The following is a 20,829-nucleotide window of genomic DNA, read 5'->3' as shown; positions in this document are numbered from 1 at the left end:
ACACCTCGTTACTCCGCTCCGTTACTCCGCGTTCTGCTCCTGGTGCTCGTCGGCGTCGGGGATGTGCTCCGGGTGCAGCATCTCGGCGTACCGCAGCTGCTCAGGAATCCCGAACCCCTCCACCAACAGCTCGGCGTGGGGCCGCAGCTTGCGACACCGGTCGTTGATGCCCCGGGTGACGGCCTTGGAGCGCTCGGTGGACAGGAAGCGATGCTCGATGAACCACGCCTTGTCGTCCTCGATCACCGAGAGCGCGTAGAGGTCGCAGACGATCCCGAGGATCTCCCGGGCCTTCTCGTCCTCGCAGGTGTCGATGCCGGCGACGAACGCCTCCAGGATGATCCGGTCGACGTGCGCCTTCGCGGCGTGCAGCACGTGGTCCTGCACAGAGTTGAAGGCGTCGAACGGCGACATCTCCTTGGACTTGCCCTGCAGTCGGCGCGCGACGGACGCGAGCATGTACTCCTCGCGGTCCTCGAACATCTTCACCTGGGTGCCGCGGTTGAACAGCGAGCCCTCTTCCTCGTTGTCCTGACGCGTGTCGACGATGGTTTGCATGATGGTCTGCGCCGCGGTGCGCTTGAGCACCCGCTCACCGGCGAAGTTGGCCGCGAAGCGCACCCACTGCGCGGGGCTCATGCTCTTGACGTCGTCGGCGTAGGCGGTCAGCAGTTCCTTGGCGACCAGCTGGGTCAGCACGTGGTTGTCGCCCTCGAAGGTGGTGAACACGTCGGTGTCGGCCTTCAGTGCGATCAACCGGTTCTCGGCCAGATAGCCTGCGCCGCCGCAGGCTTCGCGAGCCTCCTGGATGGCGCGGGTGGCATGCCAGGTGTTGGCGGCCTTCAGCCCGGCGGCGCGGGACTCCAGCTCGCGCTGCTCCTCGGCGTCGGGGTCGTCGGAGGTCTGCAGCTCGTGGCACTTGGCGACGAGCTCGTTCTGGGCGAACTGCAGGGCATAGGACTTGGCGATCAGCGGGAAGAGCCGGCGCTGATGCACCAGGTAGTCCATGATCAGCACCTCGTCCTCGGCGCCCGGGGCCTCGAACTGCCTGCGCTCCAACGCATATCGCGTGGCGATGTCCAGTGCCACGCGGGCCGCGGCGCCGGCGCTGCCGCCGACGGTGACCCGGCCGCGGATCAGCGTGCCGAGCATGGTGAAGAAGCGTCGGCCCGGGTTCTCGATCGGCGAGGTGTAGGTGCCGTCCTCGGCCACGTCGGCGTACTTGTTGAGCAGGTTCTCGCGCGGGATGCGCACCTGGTCGAACTGGATGCGACCGTTGTCGACCCCGGGCAGACCGCCCTTGTACTGACAGTCCGACGTCGTGACCCCGGGCAGGTCGTTGCCCTCGTCGTCGCGGATCGGGACGACGAAGCAGTGCACGCCGTGGCCCTCACCCTTGGTGATCAGTTGCGCGAACACCGCCGCGACCCTGGCCGTGTTGGCCGCGCCGCCGATGTAGTCCTTGCGTGCGGACGGGGTGGGGGAGTCGATGACGAATTCCTGGGTCTCGGGATCGTAGGTTCCCGTGGTCTCCAGGGCTTGGACGTCGCTGCCGTGGCCGGTCTCGGTCATCGCGAAGCAGCCCAGCAGTTCCAGGTCGATGAGCTTGCGCACGTAGGCGTCGTGGTGGCGCTTGGTGCCGAGGTTCTCGATCGCGCCGCCGAAGAGCCCCCACTGCACGCCGGCCTTGACCATCAGGGACAGGTCCGACATCGCCAGCATCTCGATCTGCGTCACCGCCGCGCCGACGTCGCCGTTGCCGCCGTGCTCCTTCTTGAAGCCGTCCTCGGCGGCGCCGTTGGCGGCCATGATGCGCATCTGCTCGGTGACCTTCGTACGGGCGATCACCGTGTTGGGCGTGTAGTGCGGCTTGAACACTTCGGAGGACAGTTCTTGGCGCATCCGGTTCTTCATGTCGCGCCAACGACCGTCGAGAGCATTACGAACGTGATCCGCAGTGGTGGTCATGAGGCCACGGTATCCCTCGAAACCGCCTACGAAACTGTGATGTGGCAAACCCAGGCCATCCTCACTGAAACCCGCCTCCGCGGCTGGCGTTGAATCGTCGTCATGACCGATCCGGATGCCGTACCGCCACTCGCCGGGATGCCCCATCAGATCGACCATCGGCACCCCGACGTCACCGGCGGGTGGCTGCGCGCCGCCACGTTCGGGGCGATGGACGGCCTGGTCAGCAACACGGCGCTCATCGCAGGCGTCGCCGCCAGCGCGAGCACCCAGGGCGTCGTGCTCGCCGGGGTGGCCGGCATGTTGGCGGGGTCGTTCTCCATGGCGCTCGGCGAATTCACCTCTGTCACCACCGCCAACGAACAACTCGAGTCCGAGGTGCGGGTGGAGCGCCGCAGCTTCCGTAAGTACCCCGACGAGGAACGGGCCGAATTGGTCGAGACGTTGACCGAGATGGGCATGAGCGTCGACACCGCGACCAAGGCAGCCGAGGAGATTCACCGCGACGAGACTCGCGCGCTGAACTTCCACCTCGTCCAGGAGTTGGGTGTCAACCCCGACGAGAAGCCGTCGCCGTGGGTGGCGGCGGGATCCTCGTTCGCCATGTTCGCGATCGGCGCGGTGATCCCCTTGATCCCATACCTGCTGGGTTACGGGTCGCTGTGGTTGGGCTTGGCCTGCGGTGGGGTCGGGCTGCTGGTCGTCGGCGGCGCGGCCGCCTACGTCACCAAGAAGGCGCCGTGGCTCGGATCGTTGCGGCAGTTGGCCTTTGGCGGAATCGCGATCGCCGTGACCTATCTGGTCGGTCACCTGATCGGCGCGGCGGTCGGGTAGGGCCGCTCACGTCGTCTCCAGGCCGTAACCGCCGCGCAAATCCTTGCGGGCGGCAGCGGTCGTGCGATCGCACAGAGCCAGCAGGGCGTCGACGTCGAGGTCTGATTCCGCACCGAGCCGCTGCAGCCACGACGCCTCTTCTTCCTTGAGTGCGGTCCACGTCGCCTGGTCGTCGCACGGCGTGCTGAGCTGCTGCTTGCACGCGTCCAGCTGTGCCAGGGAGTAGCCGTGGTCGCGGAATTGCCGGTCCCATTCGTCGAGCAGTTGTTCGGTGAGCTGGCGGACGGGCTCGGCGGTGTAGATCAGCACCTCCGCGACGCCGTCGTCCAGACCGAGCCGGCCGCGGAACGCGTAGAGCTCCTCGATGGCCTCGGCCCGCCGCTCCTCGACGGTCTGATGGCCACCGGCGAGCGGCTCGGCACCCCGCCGGACACGCATGGTCGCGGCCAGGAGGGTCTTGAGGGCGATCTTCTTCTCCTCGCCCGCCCGCTGCTCGAAATCCAAGCGCAGCGCGTGTTCGCGGTCGTCGCGCTTGCTTCGGACGTCGATGCGCTTGGTCCAGATCGCGACGGTCGCCGTCGACACCACGGAGACCACGGGGACGAGGACGGTCGCGAGGGTGCTCAACCAGGTCATGGGGGATCAGTCTCCCCGGACGACGCCGTGGCGGCAGGATTTCCGGTGGGAGGGGTCAGCTGTCGCTGCCGACGGTGATCGCCGCGGCCTCGTCGGCCAGGTCCTCTTCGGCGTCGTCGAGGTGGCGCAGGTGGGGACGCGTCAGCAACAGGACCCCGGCGCCGAGCAGGACGGCGGCCGCGCCGACCCAGAACGGCACGTGGGCGTCGAACGTCTCGCCGAGGACGCCGGCCAGCCACGGTGCCACCGCGGCGCCGCCGAACCGCAGGAAGCTGTAGGCCGCCGAGGCCACGCCGCGCTCGACTCCGGTCGACTTCCCGGTCGCTGCGCTCCTGCCCGCCGGAACCGCCTTCATGACCGTCTCCGTGATCAGCGTGTTGTTGACGCCGATGAACAAGCCGGCGACTACCACGCACGCGGCCAGGGCCGGCCTGACGTCGGTGACGACGGCCATCACGGCCAGCAGCGCGGAGAAGGCCAGCAGGTTGAGGACCAGGACGCGTACGGTGCCGAACCGATGCTGCAACCGCGGCGCGACGACCACGGAGGTGAAGGCCAGCGCCAAGCCCCAGCCAAAGAAGATGAGACCGATCTCGTGGGCGGTCATGTCGAGCGGGAACGGCGTGAACGCGAGCAGGGTGAAGAACCCGAAGTTGTACAGCAGAGCGGTGATTCCGACGCCGAGCAGGCCGCGGTGCCGCAGGGCGCGGAGTGGGTCGGCCAGGCTGGTGGCGCGTTCGGCGCGCGGCGTCGCGGGCAGCAGGAAGGCGGTGACGACGAACGCGATCGCCATCAGCGCCGAGACTCCGAAGAACGGGCCGCGCCACGAGATGGAGCCGAGGACCCCGCCGACGAGGGGACCGACCGCGATGCCCAGGCCCAGGGCGGCCTCGTAGAGGATGATCGCCTGGGCCACCGAGCCGCGGGCCGAGTTGACGATGGTCGCCAGCGCGGTGGCGATGAACAGGGCGTTGCCCAGTCCCCACAGCGCGCGCCAGCCGACGATGCCCGTGACGGTGTCGGACAGGCCCGCCAGGCCGGCGCCGGCGATGATGACGACCAGCCCGATCAGCAGGGTGCGCTTGGGTCCGATGCGGCTGGACACCACGCCGGTGATCAGCATTGCGACGCCCATGACGGCCATGTAGCTGGTGAACAGCAGGGACACCTGCGACGGGGTGGCGTTCAGGTTGTCGGCGATGGGCTTGAGGATCGGGTCGACGAGCCCGATGCCCATGAATGCGACGACGGATGCGAACGCAACGGCCCAGACGGCCTTGGGTTGGCGCCACATGGGCGGCTGCTCCTCTTCTGGTTGGGGTCAGTCGGACTGTTGAGCGTTGGCCAGGATGGTGCGCATGACCTCGACTGCGTCGGTGAGGGTCTGCCGGTCGGCCGGGGTGAGCCGCTCCAGGTAGGGGTCGACGGCGGCGCCGCGGTCGGCGCGTACGCGGGCCAGGACCTGTCGTCCCTTCGCGGTGATGCTGATCAGCACGGCACGGGCGTCGGCGGGGTCGGTGACGCGGGAGACCAGGGCGGCCTCCTCGAGCCGGCGGACCTGAGTGGTCATCGTGGGCTGCGAGCAGTGGTCGAACGCGGCCAGGTCGGAGATGCGGGCGGCGCCCTGGTCCTCGATGGTGGACAGCAGCCGGGCCTGGGCGAAGGGGAGTTCCAGCTTGACCCGCTGGGTCGCGAGGCGGTTGAGGCGGGCGACCACCGACAGCAGGTCCGCGGAGAGCGTGGTGTCTGCGGTGGCACGCGTGGCTGAGCGCGATGACATGCGGCCATTTTTACATAGAATCCCTATGTACACCACCGAGGGTCCAATCGTGGCGCTCCTCACACGCCGCTGAGATGGCTCTTGGTCGACAGCTGGCAGAATCGAGAAATGGCCAAGACCGGCAGCGCGACCGGCGGCGGCGCACCTCGACGAGCTGGCTCGATGAAGCCCGACGAGCTGGCGCACGCCGCGATCATGGCCGCCCTCTGCGCCGCCACCGCCATCATCGCCGTCGTCGTCCCGTTCGCGGCTGGTCTGTCGGTGCTGGGCACCGTACCGATGGGGCTGCTGGCCTACCGCCACCGCTTCCGGGTGCTGGTCGCCGCGACGGTCGCCGGTGGCATCATCGCCTTCCTGATCGCCGGGTTCGGCGGATTGATGACGGTGGTCAACTGCGCCTACATCGGCGGCCTGGTGGGCATCGTCAAGCGCCGCGGCCGTGGACTGGCCACGATCACCGGTGCGGCGTTGGTCGCCGGGGCGGCGTTCGGCGTGCTGGGTGTCGGCTTCCTGCTGGTGTTCTATCGCATTCGCGAGCTGATCTTCGCCTCCATCACCGCGAACATGAACGGCATCGCCGCGGTGCTCGACCGCATCTCCGGAATGGAGCGAACGGCCCAGGAACTGCGCGACGGCTTCGGGACAGTACTGACCTACTGGCCCGTGCTGATCATCGGGTCCAGCATCCTCAGCATCGGCTCGGTGACCCTCATCGGGTGGTGGGCACTGTCCCGCGTGCTGGCGCGGCTCTCCGGGGTCCCCGACGTCCACAAGCTCGACTACGACGGTTCCGTCGAGCCCGTCGGGCCGGTGCCCGCCGACTTCCACGACGTCCGCTTCCGGTACGACGGCGCGGCCCAGGACGCGCTCGGACCGGTGTCCCTGACCATCGGGGAGGGCGAGCACGTCGCCGTCACCGGGCCCAACGGGTCGGGCAAGACGACGCTGATGCTGGTGCTCTCCGGACGGGAACCGACCGCGGGCACCGTCGAGCGGCCCGGGGCGGTCGGCCTGGGGAAGGCCGGCGGCACCGCGGTGGTGATGCAGCATCCCGAGAGTCAGGTTCTGGGCAGCCGAGTCGCCGACGACGTGGTGTTCGGGCTGCCCCCGGGCGCCGCGACCGACGTCGACCGACTGCTCGCGGAGGTGGGGCTCGACGGGCTGGCCGAGCGCGACACCGGCAACCTGTCCGGCGGCGAACTGCAGCGGCTCGCAGTGGCCGCCGCCTTGGCCCGGCAGCCGGCGCTGCTCATCGCCGACGAGGTCACCAGCATGGTGGACCAGCAGGGCCGCGAGGGACTCATCGAGGTGCTCTCCGGGCTGACGAAGAACCACCGAATGTCGCTGGTGCACATCACGCACTACAACGACGAGGCCGCGTCGGCCGACCGGGTGATCGATCTGACCGGCAACGGCGGCAGCGCCGACAACGTCGAGATGGTCGACACCGCGCCTGCACCCGCTGCGACCAGTGCCCAGACGCGCCGCGGCGGATCGCCGATCCTCGAACTCACCGGGGTCGGTCACGAATACGGGCTGGGCACGCCGTGGGCGTCGACCGCGCTGCGCAACGTCGACCTCGTGGTCAACGAGGGTGACGGCGTCTTGATCCACGGCCTCAACGGATCCGGCAAGTCGACGCTGGCGTGGATCATGGCCGGGCTGCTGACGCCGACCACGGGCACGTGCCTGCTGGACGGCAAGCCCGTCGCCGAACAGGTTGGCGCGGTGGCCATCTCGTTCCAGGCGGCCCGGTTGCAGTTGATGCGTGGTCGAGTGGACATGGAGATCGCGTCGGCCGCCGGTCTCGACTACTACGACCACTCCCAGATCGTCGCGGCGCTCGGGATGGTGGGCCTCGACCCGGCGATCGGCCTGCGGCGCATCGACCAGCTCAGCGGTGGGCAGATGCGTCGGGTGGTGCTGGCAGGCCTGCTGGCCCGCAAGCCGCGGGTGCTGATCCTCGACGAGCCCCTGGCCGGTCTGGACGCCGCCAGCCAGCGTGGGCTGCTGGGGCTGCTGACGTCGCTGCGGCGCGACGCGGGACTGACGGTCGTGGTCATCTCGCACGACTTCTCCGGGCTGGAGGAACTGTGTCCGCGGACGTTGCACCTGCTCGACGGCGGCGTGATGGCCGCCCCCACGACGGCGGGAGGCGTCGGATGACCGCTCCACGGCGTCAGTCCCGGCCGGTCGTGTTGCTGCGACCAGTCCCCGGCCGCACCGTGATCCACGAATTGTGGGCCGGCACCAAGCTTCTCGTCGTCGCGCTCATCGGAGTGCTGCTCACCCTGTATCCGGGATGGGTGCCGATCATCCTCGTCGGCATCTTCGTCCTGGTGACCGCGAAGATCGCCCACATTCCCCGCGGTGTGTTGCCGTCGGTGCCTCGATGGCTGTGGTTCCTGCTGTTCCTCGGCGCGCTGACGGCCTCGTTCGCCGGCGGCAGTCCCCACCTCACCGTCGCCTCGGTCGACTTCGGGCTCGGCGGGCTGCTGAAGTTCCTCCAGATCACGGTGCTCTCGGTCGTGCTGCTGGGTCTCGGCGGTCTGGTGTCGTGGACGACGAACGTCGCCGAGATCGCTCCGGCGGTCTCCAAGATCGGTCGACCGCTGCGCTTGTTGCGCCTGCCGGTCGACGACTACGCCGTGGCGCTTGCGCTTGCGCTGCGGGCGTTTCCGATGCTGATCGACGAATTCCGCGTCTTGTTCGCGGCGCGCAAGCTCAGACCGCGCGACCCGGCGACGACGGCCAAGGAACGCCACCACCGGCTGAACCGCGAGATCGTCGACCTGCTCGCCGCCGCGGTCACCGTGGCGTTGCGCCGCGCCGACGAGATGGGAGACGCCATCACCGCCCGTGGTGGGGCCGGGCAGATCTCCGCACTGCCGTCGCGACCGAAACGTGCTGACGCCGTGGCCTTCGCGGCCGTCCTCGTGTTGTGCGCAGTGTCGGTCTACGTCGAAGTGTTCACCCCGCTGGCGACGAGCTAGCCGACCCGCCGAGGGGTTGCGGGGTCGTAGGGGTCGTACCACCACCAGTCGGCGCGTTCGCCGAGTGGGCCGGTGCAGGGTGGCACGTCCGGTGGTGGTGTGGTGGGTGGTCGGGCCAGGGACGCCGCGGTCAGTGTGTTGCCGTCGGCGTCGGTGACGACGAGGTGGGTGGCGGTGCCGGCGATGGTGATGCCACCGCGGTGGTGCAGCCGGTGGTGAAAGGGGCACAGCAGCACCAGGTTGTCCGGATTGGTGGGTCCGCCGTCCTCCCAGTGCCGAATGTGGTGGGCGTGCAGTCCGCGGGTGGCTCCGCAGCCGGGAACCACGCAGCAGCGGTCGCGGTGCTCGAGCACCCGGCGCAGGCGGCGGCTGATGGTGCGGGTGGCCCGGCCGGAGCCGATGACCCGTCCGTCGCGTGCGAACCAGGCTTCGCAGGTGGCGTCGCAGAGCAGGTATCGGCGGTCGGCGTCGGTCAGCAGCGGCCCCAGATGCAGTGAGGCGACGGGTGCGTCGACGTCGACGTGGACCACGACGGTGGTGTGCTGCCCGTGCGGGCGGGCCGCGACGTCGGAATCCCACCCAGCGTCGACGAGGCTGAGGAACGCGTCGACGGTGGTGGGGAACGGTGGGGTCTGACCGGTCGGGTCCTCGGGGTGGTCGGTGTCGCCGTGGTCGGTCGTCCATTCGGCGATCAGCCTGTCTCGATGGGACTGCAGCCCGGCGTCGACCTTGGCGGCCTCCACTTTCGGCAGTTGGATCCGCCAGGTGGTGTGGGTGGCGGTCTCGGTTCGGGTGATCGAGCGGTCCGGTTGGTATTTCGCCTTCGGGTCGGGACGGGGTTCCAGCGCGATGGCGGTGCGCAACTGGGTCACCGTCGCGACCGATGCCAATTGGGCGTAGTGCGCGTCGGATCCGTCGCCGGCGCGTTCGGCGATCACCCCGACCTGATCGAGGGACAGCCGGCCCTCTCTCAACGCCTCGACGCACGACGGGAACTCCTCGCGCCGTTCGGCGATGGTGGTGATGGTCTGCGCGTTGTGCGGGGACATGCCGGTGCGCCAGGCCACCAGCGCGGAGATCGACGTGCACCCGGTGTTTCCCCAGAGTCGGTTGCCGTCGATGTCGGCGACGATGTCCACGATGCGACCGTCGATGGCGTTGCGCTGCCCGGTCAGCTCCGCCAACTCCTCGAACAACACCTCCAACCGGTCCTGGGGACTGAGCTCAGTCACCAAAGGCGTCGCGGTCGTGGACATGAACCCATCACAGCACAGGGGTCCGACAAGAAGAGGCCGTCAACGATCGGCGGCGGTGTTCGCCGCGAGCTGGGCAGCGGCAAGGCTGCTGGGCACGTCTCGGCGGCCGAGGAACATCTCGTCGAAGTACGGAGTCAGCGCTTGATACCCGGCGGCGAAACCCGGGCCGCCGGGCGCCGGGATGCGGGGCCCGTCGAGTACCTCGAAGAACGGGCTCACGTCGACGCCGCGGGCGGCCCAGTGCCGGAAGTACGACTGTTGAGCCGCGAGGACCGCCGGGATGGCCGTACCACCGCTGCCGAGGAATTCGTTGCCGCGCGTGCTGCCCATCCATTCGAGGACTTGGCGTACGGCGTCGGGATGTCGGGTGGCCGCATTGCCCGCGGCGGCAATGCCATTGGTGACGCTGACTCGCCCCCGTGGGCCGCTCGGCAGCATCGCCACGCCCCACCGGAAGGAGGCCTGATCGGCGATCGCGGCCAGGTTGTAGGTGCCCGACTGGAACAGCGCCATCCGCCCCTGGAGGAACTGGTTGCGGGAGAAGTCGCCGTTGCCGTTGGTGTCCGCCGCCGGGGGAGCGACGTGGTCGCGGTCGATCAGGCCCACCACGTACTCGAACGCCTGGACGGCTGCGGGGTCGTCGAAGGCGAAGCGGTCGCCGTCCTGAAATGTGCCACCCGCCGAGCCGACGAAGTTCAAATAGATGCCCTGCAGGTCGTTGGCTGCGTTGTAACCCCACTGCCGGGTCAGGTCGGGATTGAATGCCGTTGCATCGGAGCGGTTTCCGTTGGTATCGACGGTCAGCCGGGCCAGCAGCGGCCGTAGCGTGTCGTCGACGCCGTCGGGGGACCATCGGAGTCTTCGTAGGTCGGCGGGTGTCACGCCTGCCCGATCGAGCAGATCGGCGTTGTAGTAGACCGCGATGCCGGCGTCGGTGAGCTGCGGGACGCCCCAGAGCACTCCGTTGCGGGTGAACTGCCGCACCACCGAGCCGTCCCAGGCCCGGGCTGCGTCCGTGCCGAGGGTCTTCCCCACGTCGAGCAGCCTGCCGCTGTCGGCGTAGTTGGCGAAGTAGGCGTTGGACAGCCAGAACACGTCGTCGGCGCCGCCACCGGCGACGTCGGTGCGCAGCGTGTCGAAGTATGACGAGTACGCGACCACGTCGAGCCGGACCTCGACGTCGGGGTGCTGACGGCTGAACTCGTCGAACGATTGCCGGTAGGCCGCGGCGACCTTCTCGTCCCACAGCCGCACCGTCACCACCGTCTTGCCCGACGGCTCCGCCGACCCGCCGAGGAGCACCGCAGCCCCGAGCAAGACGACCATTCCGAGGGCCAGCCCGCCGACGAACAGGGTCGAGAACTTGGGCCGCGTCACTTGAGCCCCGTCACCACGATGGAACCGACGATGTGGCGGCCGAACGCCACGAACAACACGATGAGCGGGACGATCGCGACCGTCGTCGCCGCCATCACCAACGTCCACTGCGCGTCGTAGCGGGACTGCAGGCCGGCGGTCGCCACGGTGAGCACCTGCCACGTGCGCCCGCTGGTGATGACCAGCGGCCACATGAAGTTGTTCCACTGCGCCACCGTGGTGATCAGCGCCAGGGTCACCAGAATCGGCCGGCTCGCGGGTAGGACCACGTGCACGATGACGTCGAGGGTGGACGCGCCGTCCATGCGGGCCGCGCGGATCAGGTCGTCGGGGATGGTCCGGAAGTACTCGCGCAACAGGAAGATCGCGTACGGCGAACCGAACATGAACGGCAACACCAACGCCCAGAACGTGTTTCGCAGACCTGCCTCGGCCATCATCAGATACAGCGGGATCACCGTCACCGTAGGGGGCACCATCAGCGTCGCCACGTAGACCCAGAACAACCCGTCGCGACCGGGAAACTCCATCCGCGCGAACGCATACGCGGCGAATACGGAGAGCACCAGCTGGCCGAGCAGGATGACCGCCGTCGTCAACGCCGTCACCAGGATCGCCCGGCCGAAGCCCGCGCCGGCCAGCCCGAGGTAGTTCGCCACCGTGGGTGGCGACGGCATCGACAGCGGTGACTGGGTGTTGAACTGACGTGCCGAGGTGAACGACGTCAGCAGCCCGAGCCCGAACGGGACCAGCGTGAGGACGGCCAGTACGCCGAGTGACACGTAGATCGCCGCGTTCCTAGACCAGGTCATGGGTGATCCTGCGGCTGAAGTAGACGTGCTGGACGACGGTCACACCCAGCAGCAGGACGAACAGCACGACCGCCATCACCGCCGCTCGACCCACCGCTGCGGCACCGAAGGCCTCGGCGTAGATGCGGTGCGCGACCAGATCGGTGCGGCCCTGGGGCCCGCCGCCGGTCAGCGCATATACCGTGTCGAAAACCTGCGCGGCGCTGACGATTCCGGTGACCAGCACGAAGAACAGCGTCGGCCGCAGCATGGGCAGGGTGACGTACCGAAACCGCTGCCAGGAGGTGGCGCCGTCGAGGCGCGCGGCGTTCTGGACGTCCCGGGGGATGGCCAGGATGCCGGCGAGGAAGAACAGCGTCACGTAGCCGACATTGGTCCACACCGTCACCGCGGACACGACGGGCAACGCCAACGCGGAATCGGTCAACCACTCGACGGGACGGCCCAGAACGGTGCTGACCGCGCCATCGGTGGGCGCCAGGATCCACTTCCACAGCACGGCGATCGCCAGCGGTGAGCAGATCCACGGCAGCACGTAGAGGGTCCGCAGCACGCCGCTGCCGGGCAGATTCCTGGCCAGCATGGTCGCGGCGAACAGTCCGAGCACGGTTTGCAGCGGCACCACCAATGCGATGAATCCAGCGGTGGCGACCATCGACGTGCCGAACGTCGCGTCGGTCAGCACCGACCGCCAATTGTCCAGGCCCACATAGCGGATGGGGCCGAGCAAATCCCAGCTGTGCAGGCTCAACCACAGGACGACGAGCATCGGCAGGAGCAGGAAGACCGCCACGCCGAACAGGCTGGGTGCGAGCAGGGCGTAGCCCGCAACGGCATTGCGAACGTCAAGGCGTACCGGCTCGCGACCCACGGCGTCATTATGTGCCACTACGGTGGAGGACGTGACAGCGCTCAGACGCGTCGACGCGGACTTCCTCGGCCTGCCGCGACGCCAGCTCGCCGATGCGGCACTGTCGGCGGCCACGGCCGCCGGTGCCAGCTACGCAGACCTGCGGATTCACCGCATCACCACCGAGATCCTCCAGCTGCGCGACGGTGAGCTCGAGACCTCGGTCATCAGCCGCGAGGTTGGATTCGCGGTGCGGGTCATCGTCGACGGGACGTGGGGATTCGCCTCGCACGCCGAGCTCGACCCGACCGTCGCCGCCGAGACCGCACGTCGGGCCGTCCGCGTCGCCACGACGCTGGCGCCACTGAACGCCGAGCGCATCGAGCTCGCACCCGAGCCGGTGTACTCCGACGTGACGTGGGTGTCGGACTACCTCGTCGACCCCTTCGACGTCCCCGCCGCGGAGAAGATCGCCGTGCTCGACGAGTACTCGGGCCGGCTGCTGGCCGCCGACGGCGTCGACCACGTGTCCGCCGGTCTGCAGGCGGTCAAGGAACAGTCCTTCTACGCCGACACGTTCGGCTCGTCGACCACCCAGCAGCGGGTGCGGCTGCAGCCCACGTTCGACGCGGTCGCGGTCGACGCCGCGGCGGGCACGTTCGAGACGATGCGCACCTTGGCCCCGCCGACCGCGCGCGGCTGGGAGTACGTCACCGGCGACGACGTGTGGGACTGGTCTGGCGAGCTCGCCGAGCTGCCGTCGCTGCTGGCCGAGAAGACCAAGGCGCCGTCGGTGGTGGCCGGCCCGACGGACCTGGTGATCGACCCGACCAATCTGTGGCTCACCATTCACGAGTCGATCGGCCACGCGACCGAGTACGACAGGGCCATCGGTTATGAAGCCGCCTACGCCGGCACGTCGTTCGCGACGCCGGACAAGCTCGGAGTCATGCGCTACGGCTCGCCGGTGATGAACGTGACCGCCGACCGGACCGTCGACTTCGGTTTGGCGACGATCGGTTTCGACGACGAGGGGGTGCGCGCCCAGAAGTGGGACCTGGTGCGCGACGGGGTCTTCGTCGGCTACCAACTCGACCGGGTGTTCGCCCCGCGGCTGGGCGAGAGCCGCTCCAACGGTTGCTCGTACGCCGATTCACCGCACCACGTGCCGATCCAGCGGATGGCCAACGTGTCGCTGCAGCCGAGCGCGGAGGACTCGACGACCGAGGACCTCATCGCCAAGGTGGAGGACGGCGTCTACGTCGTCGGCGACAAGTCGTGGTCGATCGACATGCAGCGCTACAACTTTCAGTTCACCGGCCAACGGTTCTTCCGCATCCGCGACGGTCGCCTCGACGGCCAGCTTCGCGACGTCGCCTACCAAGCGGTCACCACGGACTTCTGGGGCGCCATGGAGGCGGTCGGCGGGCCGTCGACGTGGCGGCTGGGTGGGGCGTTCAACTGTGGCAAGGCGCAGCCCGGGCAGGTCGCCGCCGTCAGCCACGGCTGCCCGTCGGCGCTGTTTCGTGGCGTCAACGTGCTGAACACGCGGGAAGAATCAGGACGGCAAGAATGATCAGCGCACCCGAGGTCGTGGATCTCGTGCTCGCCGAGGCTGCCCGCCGTGGCGGAGCCGACGAGACGATCGTGGTGGTCACCGACCGGGCCACCGCCTCGCTGCGATGGGCGGGCAACTCGATGACCACCAACGGTGAGACGCGCAGCCGGGACACCACGGTGGTCTCCATCGTGCGCAAGGCGGGCCGCGCGCACGTCGGTTCGGTGAAGTCCAGCGAGGTCGACGCGTCCGCGATCGCCGGTGTGGTCGCCGCGTCGCAGGACGCCGCCCGATCGGCGCCGGAAGCCCGCGACGGTGCGCCGATCCTGACGGGGGAGGACGTTCCAGACGACTGGGACGCGCCGGTGCCCGAGACCGGGGCCGACGTCTTCGCCGGCGTGGCCAAGAGTCTGGCCAAGGGCTTCCGCGGCGCCGACCAGCTCTACGGCTTCGCCCGCCACGAACTGGACACGACCTTCGTCGCGACGTCGACCGGTTTGCGGCGGCGTTACACCCAGCCGACCGGTTCGGTCGAGGTCAACGCCAAGGGCAGCGGCGCCAGCGCCTGGGTAGGGGTGGGCACACCCGACTTCGTCGACGTGCCAACCGATTCCATGCTCGAGGAGCTGTCGACCCGGCTGGGCTGGGCGAACCGGACCGTCGAGCTGCCCGCAGGCCGCTACGAGACGCTGATGCCGCCGTCGACGGTGGCCGACATGATGATCTACCTCGGCTGGACGATGGACGGCCGAGGCGCGCAGGAGGGGCGCACCGCGCTCTCGGCGCCGGGCGGCACCCGGGTGGGGGAGAAGCTCGGCGACCTGGGGTTGACGCTGTACTCCGATCCGACGGCGGCGGGCCTGGAGTGTGCACCGTTCGTGGCGGCGGCCAGTTCCTCCGAGCGGGTGTCGGTGTTCGACAACGGCCTCGACGTCGAGCGGGTCGACTGGATCCGGGACGGGACGATCAACGCCCTGGCCTACCCGCGGGCGGCGGCCGCCGAGTTCGACGTGCCGGTCGCAATCCCGGCGGACAACATGCTGATGACGGGCGGGTGGGCGAGCCTGTCGGACATGATCCGGCGCACCGAGCGTGGGCTGCTGCTGACCACGCTCTGGTACATCCGCGAGGTCGACCCCACCGTGCTGCTGCTGACGGGCCTGACCCGTGACGGCGTGTATCTCGTCGAGGACGGGCAGGTCACCGGTGCGGTGAACAACTTCCGCTTCAACGAGAGCCCGCTGGATCTGCTGCGCCGGGCTACGGAGGCCGGCGTCAGCGAGGTCACCCTGCCGCGGGAGTGGGGCGACTGGGCGACCCGGGCCAAGATGCCCTCGCTACGCATTCCCGACTTCCACATGTCCTCGGTGAGTCAGGCGCAGTAGACGCTGCGTCCTTCCTTGAAGGTCTCGACCACCGCGATGTCTAGGATCTCGTTGGTGGGTACCGCCGTGGGGTCTCGGTCGAGGATGACGAGGTCGGCCAGCTTGCCGGCTGCGAGAGTGCCCTTCTCGTCCTCCTCGTGGATCTGCCAGGCCGCTTCGACGGTCAGCGCCTTGAGTGCCTGCCAGGGGTCTACCCGCTCGTCGGGTCCCATGACGACACCGGTGCGCGACGTCCGCGCGACGGCGCTCCACACCATGCGCATGGGATCGATGGGTGTCACGGAGAAGTCGTTGTGGTTCGAGCAGTGCAGTCCAGCCTTGACCGCCGAGGCCATGGGGCTCAGATAGTGGGAGCGTTCGCGGCCTAGGTTCTGCTCGTGCAGGTCACCCCAGAAGTAGGCATGCACCGTGAAGAAGCTTGGGGACAAACCCAATTCGACGTAGTCGTCGAGCTGGTCGGGCCGCATGAACTGCGAGTGGATGACGATGGTGCGGCGGTCGTCGCCCGCGCTCATGCCCGCCGCCCGGCAGGCGCCGATCATCAAATCGATCGCGGCGTCGCCGTTGCAATGGCAGAAGATCTGGATGCCCGCGTCGGCGATCTGCTTGACCATGGTCTCGATCAGTTCCTTGGGGAACACGGGCTGGCCGCACCAGTTCGCCTCACCGTTGGGCCCAGGGGTGAGCAGTGGCTCCGTCCAGAACGCCGTCTTGCCCTGCGGGGAGCCGTCGACGATGCACTTGATCCCCTGGAGCTTCAACCGGTTGCGGTAGGTGCCGAACGATTCGGCAGCCTCATCGGGTATCTCGGTCGGTCCGCCCGTGAAGTCGGGGAAGTACTCCTTGACCAGTTTGGGCACCTCGAGCACCAGGGGTACGGCCACCACGTCGAGATACAGCCGCTCCTGTTCGGCGGCGGTGCGTATGAGCGCGAGGTCCTTGGCATGGGTGGCGCCCTCCTGCACCGTGGTGGTGCCCTTGGAGGCGTAGAGCTGCTGTGCCGCGTCGAAGGTGGCCAGAAGTTCGTCGGTGGACGGTTGGGGCATGTTGGCGAAGATCGGCACGAAGGCGGTCTCCATGATGAGGCCCTCGGGTTCGTCGTCACCCGCCCTGCGCAGGATCAGCCCGCCCGGAGGCGTCGGAGTGGACGCGTCGTAGCCGACTGCCGCGAAGGCCATCGAGTTGAGGACCGCTCCGTGATTCGAACTGTGGATGAGCATGACGGGATTGTTCGGCAGCGCGGCGTCGAGATCGTCACGCGTGCACTGGCGGCCGTCGGCGAGATTCGACACTTCGTAGCCGTAGCCGACGACCCACTGGTCGGGTGCCACCGCGTTGACGGTCGCGAAGTCGACGAGCACCCGCTGGATGTCGGCGATGCACGTGACGGGACCCGCGGGCTCGCCGGACACGTTGGCCCACTTGACGATTTGTAGGGCGTTGGCGAAGTGGCCGTGTGCGTCGATGAACGCCGGGAGCAGCGTGTGGCCGCCCAGGTCGACGACGGTGGTGTCCTCGCCCCGGGTGGCCATGACCTCGGCCTCGGTGCCGACGGCGAGCACCCGACCGCCGGCAACGGCGACGGCCTCCACGCGGGGGCGTGCGTCGTCCATGGTGAGGATGGTGCCGCCGTGGAAGATGCGCTCCGCCGGATTGTTGATCATGATCGAACGGTATCCCCGTTCGGTGCGGGGCGGACGATTCACGCGCAATAATCACCGCCATGGACGACGACCGGCTGTACGCATTGTTGACGCGGATGATGGCGTTGTCACCCGAGGGCGAATCCGGCCGTGGCGCGCTGGTGCGGGGCGTGTGCGCCGACGCCACGTCGCTGCCCCCACTGCCCGCACCGGGCGAGCCCGACCACGACCCGGTGCTCGCCGAGTTCGCCGAGCAGTTCGCCGTCGACGTGTCGCAAATCAGTGCAGCCCAACGCGAAGCATTCCTGTCGGCGTTGGGCGACAAGGCCTTTCGGATGGTCGCACTGATCTTCATCGCCGACTTCGTGCCCCGCGTGCGGGCAGGTCTGTCCGCGCTGGGCTTCGCGCCCGTCGTCGAGCCGGTGGTGTGGGACCGCGACACCGATCCGCTCGACCTGCTGCTCAACGAGTTCGTCCCCACCGTCGGCGCGCTGCGTGCCCTGGACCCGATCACCACCGAGGTCGTGCGGCTGCGGGGCGCCGTCGCGCACGATTGCCGCCTGTGCAAATCCTTGCGCGAGGGGGCGGCGCTCGACGCCGGCGGGTCGGAGTCGATGTACGCCGACATCGAACGGTTCGAGTCCTCCAGCTTGCTCGAGGATCGGCACAAGGCCGCGCTGCGGTTCGTGGACGCGATGATCTGGACGCCGTCGACGATCGAGGCGGACGTCGCGGGCGGGGTGCGGGAGCACTTCTCCGACGCCGAGGCGCTGGAACTCGTGCTCGACGTCATGCGCAACGCGACCAACAAGATCGCCGTGTCGCTTGGCGCCGACGCGGCGCGGGTGGACGAGGGCACCGAGCGGTACCTGCTGGGCGTAGACGGCCAGCCGGTCTACGGCTGAGGATCCGGCCGAGGACCGATAGGCCATACTGGCCGTCATGAGCATGAACTCCTCCGGCCTGCCCAGGGCAGTCGTGCCGAGCACCTTCGACGTCGAGGCGCCGTCCTACGACCAGCTGACCGGCGCCAACCCGGGGTACCACGAACACCTGCGGATGTCGGCGCGCCGGATGCGAATTCCCAACGGCGGCCGCGGACTTCGGCTGCTCGATGCCGGGTGTGGAACCGGTGCGTCGACGGCCGCGCTACTCGATGCGGCCCCGGAGGCCGAGATCGTCGCGGTGGACGCGTCGGCGGGAATGCTGGCCGAGGCCGCCAAGAAGTCGTGGCCGGGCACGGTGACGTTCGTGCACAGCCCGATCGAGGACATCGCCGAGGCTGGCGTCGAGGGCCCGTTCGACGGCATCCTCGCGGCGTACTTGCTGCGCAACCTGGCCGACCCGGACGCCCAACTGCGGCGGTTCCGCTCGCTACTGAACCCCGGGGCGACGCTGGCGCTGCACGAATACTCGGTGGCGGACTCGAAGCTGGCGACCGCCGTCTGGAACGCGGTCTGCGCGGGCATCATCATCCCGATGGGTTGGTACCGGACCAGGGACGCCACTCTCTACCGCCACCTGCGGCGCAGTGTCGCGACGTTCGACGGGGCGTCGGCGCTGCGGAAGCGCCTGATCGACGCCGGGTTCGCCTCCGCGGTCAGCGAGACGGTGCCGGGCTGGCAGCGCGACATCGTCCACACGTTCCTGGCCGACGCGCCGCGCTGAGTCCGCGCCGTCGTCCTCGGCCGTGAGTGGCCGTGCGATCATGGGTGCCGCGCGTGAGCGCGAGGGGGCGATAGCCCAGTTGGTCAGAGCCGCGGACTCATAATCCGCACTCCTGCTGATCTGGATGTTGTGACAAGGATTGACTGATATTGATTTTTCCGCTTCTAGCTGCGGATAGATGAATGAACAGCGTTTGGTTCGATTGGAAGCTTATGGCGCAACTGCGGTACGACTGCGGTACCAAGTAGATATCGCTAGACTGTTAAGTTTGCCACCGTTGCTTGGAGATGTGTAGCTACCCCCGGGCAGCCGTACCTAACGTCCTCGTAAGTCTTCGGCGACCTCCGCCGCCATCGGCAGTGAACGCCTTCTCATGCGAGATGCGGTCCGAATCGGAGGGGAACGAAATTGGCCAAATTGCAGTCTATGAAACTGGTTCACGTCAATCTTGGGGCGCCTGCCGCAGAACGCGATATCGAAAAAGGCCTAGAACAATATTTCGTTGAAAGCGAAGCGTATCGACGAGTTGCCGACCGAACAAAGACTATTATCATCGGCAACCGAGGAGCGGGTAAGAGCGCAATTTTCCAGATGTTGGCCAAAAAAGCAAAAACTCAAGGAACGCTGATCATTGATCTGGCTCCCGAAGATTACAGCTACGCATTACTTCGCCAATCCATGGCTTCCGAACAAGAAGGATCCTGGGCGAAGCACGGGGCTTACTCGGTCGCGTGGAAGTATCTCATATATGTCTCGGTCATGAAAAGTATAGCGACCAACACCAGCGGCGTGACAAAGAAGAATGCCATAGGAAAAATTACTCGTTACATTCGCGACAATCACGCTCAAGGGCAGCCGAGCAAGCTTTCAGCGCTGATTTCTTACCTGAAGCGAATTGAGGGCGTGAAAATTGGGAAGTACGAAGCCGCTCTGCAAACTCGCGAGCTCGAAAAGCTTTACAAGCTTGAAGAAATCAATACCCTTCTTCCTGCTTTGAAAGAAGTTCTTGCCTCTAAGAAAGTGATTGTCTTTGTCGATGAGCTAGACCGTGGCTGGGACGCCAGTGAGGATGCGCAGGCGTTTGTCGCAGGGCTCTTCCAAGCATGTCTTTCGATAAATGAACTTTCGCCGAACCTTACTGCGTACATGAGCCTGCGACAAGAGCTTTACGAGAATATCCCAGCCTTGTATGAAGACGCACAAAAGTACCGAGATCTCATCGAATATATTCGGTGGGACGAGGATGGTCTTCGTAAACTGATTTGCGCACGCCTGCGCTACAGTTTAGTGAGGCGTTATCCTAAGAACTACTGGAATCCTTTACCATCCGACGATTTTCTCTGGGGTCAATTCTTTACGGAAACGCTTAATTGCAGACAAACCAAAGCGTTCAATTACTTAGTCGATCGCACCCTGTATCGCCCCCGTGAAATAATTCAATTCTGCAGTCAAGTCGCCGAGGCGGCAAGGGAAGCTGCGCAAGAGCTCCCCCTCGATTATGGGTTAATTTCACTAGCCGAACCGATCTATTCAGAGGAGAGAGCCAAAGATATTGCGGCCGAGTTCCGCCTCCAGTACCCGCAGCTTCTGAAAGTTTTCGAGGCGTTCCGTGGAATGCCTCACACTTTAGACCGAGAAGACCTCGAAAAAGTCTGCATGGACGTGATAGTTCAAGACCGAACTGAAGGCGACTTGCTCAAGTGGGTCACCGAGATGGAACCGCACAGCCTCATAGACGTTTTGTGGCGCATAGGTTTTCTAAGAGCGCAAGCAGTTGGTGGGATAAAGGGTCACGTGCGGAGTGGGAGCACGTATTTGGGTGCATACCAGGTCGCCTCGCTGAGCCTGAATAAAATCAACCGCTTCCCAATACACCCTATGTTTCGAACGTACCTAGGCACCCGCGAGGCAAAGGCGACATGATCTCGAATCCCACGCACCGAGGCTAAGAACTCCAATCGGCGAACCTAACAGCCCCCATTTCGGAGCTTGAAGGCTACGTGCAAGTGGGTGCAATGCCGAGACGGGCCCTCCGGATGTAGTTTGCGTGCGGTATTGCTTTTGCTCCG

17 protein-coding genes and 1 tRNA gene are annotated in these 20,829 nt (G+C 67.1%); 9 read left to right on the top strand and 9 right to left on the bottom strand.

Going from position 1 to position 20,829, the window contains the following annotated elements; genetic code table 11:
* Window positions 1-21 precede the first annotated feature (21 nt).
* Window positions 22-1,968: an acyl-CoA dehydrogenase gene (locus ABZ195_RS10615; RefSeq protein WP_355217392.1), complete on the bottom strand. Its 1,947-nt coding sequence runs from the start codon at window positions 1,966-1,968 to the stop codon at window positions 22-24.
* Window positions 1,969-2,070: 102 nt separating this feature from the next.
* Here ABZ195_RS10615 and ABZ195_RS10610 point away from each other — a divergent pair, with 102 nt between their 5' ends.
* Window positions 2,071-2,802 (top strand): VIT1/CCC1 transporter family protein, encoded by a 732-nt coding sequence (locus ABZ195_RS10610; protein WP_355217390.1) that lies wholly within the window; start codon window positions 2,071-2,073, stop codon window positions 2,800-2,802.
* 6 nt (window positions 2,803-2,808) lie between these two features.
* Here ABZ195_RS10610 and ABZ195_RS10605 read toward each other — a convergent pair whose 3' ends face one another.
* Genes ABZ195_RS10605 through ABZ195_RS10595 form a run of 3 tightly spaced genes read right to left on the bottom strand, consistent with a single transcriptional unit; the run spans window position 2,809 to window position 5,218 of the window.
* Complete coding sequence (locus tag ABZ195_RS10605; protein ID WP_355217388.1) at window positions 2,809-3,438, bottom strand: hypothetical protein; 630 nt, start codon at window positions 3,436-3,438, stop codon at window positions 2,809-2,811.
* 55 nt (window positions 3,439-3,493) lie between these two features.
* On the bottom strand, window positions 3,494-4,732 hold the full coding sequence (locus tag ABZ195_RS10600) for an MFS transporter (protein ID WP_355217386.1): 1,239 nt from the start codon (window positions 4,730-4,732) through the stop codon (window positions 3,494-3,496).
* A 27-nt stretch (window positions 4,733-4,759) separates the two neighbouring features.
* On the bottom strand, window positions 4,760-5,218 hold the full coding sequence (locus ABZ195_RS10595) for a MarR family transcriptional regulator (protein WP_355217384.1): 459 nt from the start codon (window positions 5,216-5,218) through the stop codon (window positions 4,760-4,762).
* A 108-nt stretch (window positions 5,219-5,326) separates the two neighbouring features.
* On the opposite strand from ABZ195_RS10595, the gene ABZ195_RS10590 reads away from it, so the two are divergent.
* Both ABZ195_RS10590 and ABZ195_RS10585 read left to right on the top strand, forming a co-directional pair.
* Window positions 5,327-7,384, top strand: coding sequence for an ATP-binding cassette domain-containing protein (locus tag ABZ195_RS10590; protein WP_355217382.1), 2,058 nt, complete (start codon window positions 5,327-5,329; stop codon window positions 7,382-7,384).
* Window positions 7,381-8,211 (top strand): CbiQ family ECF transporter T component, encoded by an 831-nt coding sequence (locus tag ABZ195_RS10585; RefSeq protein ID WP_355217380.1) that lies wholly within the window; start codon window positions 7,381-7,383, stop codon window positions 8,209-8,211. Before ABZ195_RS10590 ends, ABZ195_RS10585 begins: the two co-directional genes overlap by 4 nt.
* On the opposite strand, the gene ABZ195_RS10580 is transcribed toward ABZ195_RS10585, so the two are convergent.
* Genes ABZ195_RS10580 through ABZ195_RS10565 form a run of 4 tightly spaced genes read right to left on the bottom strand, consistent with a single transcriptional unit; the run spans window position 8,208 to window position 12,527 of the window.
* The gene (locus ABZ195_RS10580; protein ID WP_355217378.1) at window positions 8,208-9,467 is read right to left on the bottom strand and encodes a DUF222 domain-containing protein; all 1,260 of its coding nucleotides are present in this window, start codon (window positions 9,465-9,467) and stop codon (window positions 8,208-8,210) included. The two genes, ABZ195_RS10585 and ABZ195_RS10580, sit on opposite strands and share 4 nt — an antisense overlap.
* Before the next feature lie 39 nt (window positions 9,468-9,506).
* The gene (locus ABZ195_RS10575; RefSeq protein WP_355217377.1) at window positions 9,507-10,844 is read right to left on the bottom strand and encodes a sugar ABC transporter substrate-binding protein; all 1,338 of its coding nucleotides are present in this window, start codon (window positions 10,842-10,844) and stop codon (window positions 9,507-9,509) included.
* The gene (locus tag ABZ195_RS10570; protein WP_355217376.1) at window positions 10,841-11,656 is read right to left on the bottom strand and encodes a carbohydrate ABC transporter permease; all 816 of its coding nucleotides are present in this window, start codon (window positions 11,654-11,656) and stop codon (window positions 10,841-10,843) included. Before ABZ195_RS10570 ends, ABZ195_RS10575 begins: the two co-directional genes overlap by 4 nt.
* Window positions 11,643-12,527, bottom strand: coding sequence for a sugar ABC transporter permease (locus ABZ195_RS10565; protein WP_355217375.1), 885 nt, complete (start codon window positions 12,525-12,527; stop codon window positions 11,643-11,645). The genes ABZ195_RS10570 and ABZ195_RS10565 overlap by 14 nt, the downstream gene beginning before the upstream one ends.
* Window positions 12,528-12,558: 31 nt before the next feature.
* On the opposite strand from ABZ195_RS10565, the gene ABZ195_RS10560 reads away from it, so the two are divergent.
* Together ABZ195_RS10560 and ABZ195_RS10555 are read left to right on the top strand one after the other, a co-directional pair.
* Window positions 12,559-14,082 carry a TldD/PmbA family protein gene (locus tag ABZ195_RS10560; RefSeq protein ID WP_355217373.1) on the top strand — a complete coding sequence of 508 codons (1,524 nt, stop codon included), beginning with the start codon at window positions 12,559-12,561 and terminating at the stop codon, window positions 14,080-14,082.
* Window positions 14,079-15,449, top strand: coding sequence for a TldD/PmbA family protein (locus ABZ195_RS10555; protein ID WP_355217371.1), 1,371 nt, complete (start codon window positions 14,079-14,081; stop codon window positions 15,447-15,449). Before ABZ195_RS10560 ends, ABZ195_RS10555 begins: the two co-directional genes overlap by 4 nt.
* Here the strand turns inward: ABZ195_RS10555 and ABZ195_RS10550 are convergent.
* Window positions 15,437-17,113: an amidohydrolase gene (locus ABZ195_RS10550; protein ID WP_355217369.1), complete on the bottom strand. Its 1,677-nt coding sequence runs from the start codon at window positions 17,111-17,113 to the stop codon at window positions 15,437-15,439. The two genes, ABZ195_RS10555 and ABZ195_RS10550, sit on opposite strands and share 13 nt — an antisense overlap.
* Window positions 17,114-17,172: 59 nt before the next feature.
* On the opposite strand from ABZ195_RS10550, the gene ABZ195_RS10545 reads away from it, so the two are divergent.
* The 4 genes from ABZ195_RS10545 (at window position 17,173) to ABZ195_RS10530 (ending at window position 20,683) form a co-directional block, all read left to right on the top strand.
* Complete coding sequence (locus tag ABZ195_RS10545) at window positions 17,173-17,997, top strand: carboxymuconolactone decarboxylase family protein (RefSeq protein WP_355217368.1); 825 nt, start codon at window positions 17,173-17,175, stop codon at window positions 17,995-17,997.
* Window positions 17,998-18,034: 37 nt separating this feature from the next.
* Window positions 18,035-18,760: a class I SAM-dependent methyltransferase gene (locus tag ABZ195_RS10540; protein WP_355217366.1), complete on the top strand. Its 726-nt coding sequence runs from the start codon at window positions 18,035-18,037 to the stop codon at window positions 18,758-18,760.
* Between the two features lie 64 nt (window positions 18,761-18,824).
* Window positions 18,825-18,926 (top strand) — tRNA-Ile (locus ABZ195_RS10535).
* Window positions 18,927-19,186: 260 nt separating this feature from the next.
* Entirely contained in the window at window positions 19,187-20,683 is a 1,497-nt protein-coding gene (locus tag ABZ195_RS10530) for a P-loop NTPase fold protein (RefSeq protein ID WP_355217364.1), read from the top strand.
* The last annotated feature ends 146 nt before the right edge of the window (window positions 20,684-20,829 follow it).

The organism is Mycobacterium sp. NPDC006124 (genome assembly GCF_040614235.1).
Classification (GTDB): domain Bacteria; phylum Actinomycetota; class Actinomycetes; order Mycobacteriales; family Mycobacteriaceae; genus Mycobacterium.
Note: the sequence above shows the minus strand (reverse complement) of the source record. Positions and strands in the feature narration are given on the sequence as shown.

Bases quoted from the DNA above. Each gene is read 5' to 3' on its own strand.
- ABZ195_RS10615 (WP_355217392.1), bottom strand. From the start codon at position 1,968: ATGACCACCACTGCGGATCACGTTCGTAATGCTCTCGACGGTCGTTGG.
- ABZ195_RS10585 (WP_355217380.1), top strand. From the start codon at position 7,381: ATGACCGCTCCACGGCGTCAGTCCCGGCCGGTCGTGTTGCTGCGACCA.
- ABZ195_RS10605 (WP_355217388.1), bottom strand. From the start codon at position 3,438: ATGACCTGGTTGAGCACCCTCGCGACCGTCCTCGTCCCCGTGGTCTCC.
- ABZ195_RS10600 (WP_355217386.1), bottom strand. From the start codon at position 4,732: ATGTGGCGCCAACCCAAGGCCGTCTGGGCCGTTGCGTTCGCATCCGTC.
- ABZ195_RS10580 (WP_355217378.1), bottom strand. From the start codon at position 9,467: ATGTCCACGACCGCGACGCCTTTGGTGACTGAGCTCAGTCCCCAGGAC.
- ABZ195_RS10590 (WP_355217382.1), top strand. From the start codon at position 5,327: ATGGCCAAGACCGGCAGCGCGACCGGCGGCGGCGCACCTCGACGAGCT.
- ABZ195_RS10550 (WP_355217369.1), bottom strand. From the start codon at position 17,113: ATGATCAACAATCCGGCGGAGCGCATCTTCCACGGCGGCACCATCCTC.
- ABZ195_RS10545 (WP_355217368.1), top strand. From the start codon at position 17,173: ATGGACGACGACCGGCTGTACGCATTGTTGACGCGGATGATGGCGTTG.
- ABZ195_RS10610 (WP_355217390.1), top strand. From the start codon at position 2,071: ATGACCGATCCGGATGCCGTACCGCCACTCGCCGGGATGCCCCATCAG.
- ABZ195_RS10555 (WP_355217371.1), top strand. From the start codon at position 14,079: ATGATCAGCGCACCCGAGGTCGTGGATCTCGTGCTCGCCGAGGCTGCC.
- ABZ195_RS10540 (WP_355217366.1), top strand. From the start codon at position 18,035: ATGAGCATGAACTCCTCCGGCCTGCCCAGGGCAGTCGTGCCGAGCACC.
- ABZ195_RS10595 (WP_355217384.1), bottom strand. From the start codon at position 5,218: ATGTCATCGCGCTCAGCCACGCGTGCCACCGCAGACACCACGCTCTCC.
- ABZ195_RS10570 (WP_355217376.1), bottom strand. From the start codon at position 11,656: ATGACCTGGTCTAGGAACGCGGCGATCTACGTGTCACTCGGCGTACTG.
- ABZ195_RS10530 (WP_355217364.1), top strand. From the start codon at position 19,187: ATGAAACTGGTTCACGTCAATCTTGGGGCGCCTGCCGCAGAACGCGAT.